This window comes from Streptomyces sp. B1866 (assembly GCF_031932565.1).
GTDB lineage: Bacteria > Actinomycetota > Actinomycetes > Streptomycetales > Streptomycetaceae > Streptomyces.
Genome location: NZ_JAVSCF010000504.1, coordinates 1 through 1,482, shown reverse-complemented (window position 1 = coordinate 1,482; position 1,482 = coordinate 1). Strand labels below are relative to the sequence as shown.

The window sequence follows — 1,482 nt, the reverse complement described above, 5'->3', positions numbered from 1 at the left end:
GTGGCCTGCCGGGTCGGTGTGGGTGAGCAGGTTGCCCTCGCCATCCCAGGTCCACGTCTCGTGCGTGCCGTCCGGGTGGGTACGGCGGCTCGGCAGGCCCTCGGGGGTCCACGTGGTGCGGGTCGTGTGGCCCAGCGGGTCGGTGAGCGTGGTGATCCGGCCGAAGGGGTCGCGCTCCACCGTGGTGGTGTGGCCCAGGGGGTCGGTGACCGTCTGCGGTAGGCCCGCCGGGTTGGTGGTGAGGCGGGTGGTGTGGCCCAGCGGGTCGGTGACCGCCGTCAGGTGGCCGCGGTCGTCGTACGCGTACGCCGTCTCCGCGCCCGCCGGGTCCCGGGTCGTGAGGAGGTTGCCCTGCTCGTCGTACCTACGGTGCCAGGTGGCGCCGCCCAGCGGGGTGACCTCGGTCGGCTGGCACAGGGCGTTGTACGCGGCTCGGGCGGTGCTGCCGTCCGGGCGGGTGACCTCGGTGAAGTTGCCGGTGGTGTCGTACGCGTAGCGGGTGGTGCGGCCGAGCGGGTCGGTCACCGACAGGCGCAGGTCGCCGCGCGCGTTCCACACGGTGCGGGTGGTGTGGCCGAGCGGGTCGGTCTCCTCGGTCACCTGCCCGTCCGCGTTGTGGCGGTAGGTGGTGCGGTGGCCCAGGGAGTCGGTGTACACGGTGGTGAGGGTGTCCTGGTCGTATTCCAGGGTGCCGGACAGCACGCCGTCGCTGCCCGACGTGCGTACCACCCGGCCCCGCTCGTCGTACACGTAGGAGAAAGACGTGCCGTTGCGGTCGGTCCAGGACGTGACCCGGCCCTGCGCGTCGTAGGTGAAACGCAGCGGCCGCCCGCTGGAGTTGACCACCTCGGTCAGGTTTCCCGCCCGGTCATAGCCATAGCGCATCACCACCGTGCCCGCGCCGGCGGCCGCCTCCCGCTCGTAGCCGGACACAGGCTCCTCCAGCAGGCGCAGGGCCGTGATCCGGGGGCCCTGGGTGTCCACGGCCACGTGGTAGCCGCCGGAGTGGCGGATCGCGGTCGGGGTGCCCTGCTCGGTGCGGTCGATGTCGATCCGCGCGCCGCCCCGGTCCTGAAGGCTCTCCAGCGGCAGGTCCACCGTGCCCGGCACCCCGGTGGAGCCCGGATGCGTGAAGGTGCGCACCACACCCGTGTGCGGGTCGGTGACCGTCATCAGCCCACCCGGTTTGCCGTCCCACTCCAGCGGCCACCGCGCGCCCTTGACCGGCAACACCGCAACCCCCGGCTCCGGCACCGGGTACACCAGCCGCATCCCGTCCGCGGCGGCGAACACCACACCCTCCGCGTCGAGCTGGACCCGCTCGTCCAGCACGCACGACCACGTCGGACCGAAGCAGACCCCTGACCGGTAGGACGACAGGTGGGTGCGTTCGAAGATCAGCGGCAGCCTGCCGGGCAGACTCAGATCGGTCTGCGCCATCCACATCGCACCGCTCGCCACGTCCACCGGCTCGCCCGCACT

General features: G+C 72.5%; 1 protein-coding gene. It reads right to left on the bottom strand.

Annotation, left to right across the window (positions count from 1 at the left end):
* The coding region (locus tag RKE29_RS29820) for a DUF6531 domain-containing protein (protein ID WP_312008834.1) at positions 1 to 1,482 on the bottom strand (1,482 nt) is incomplete at both ends.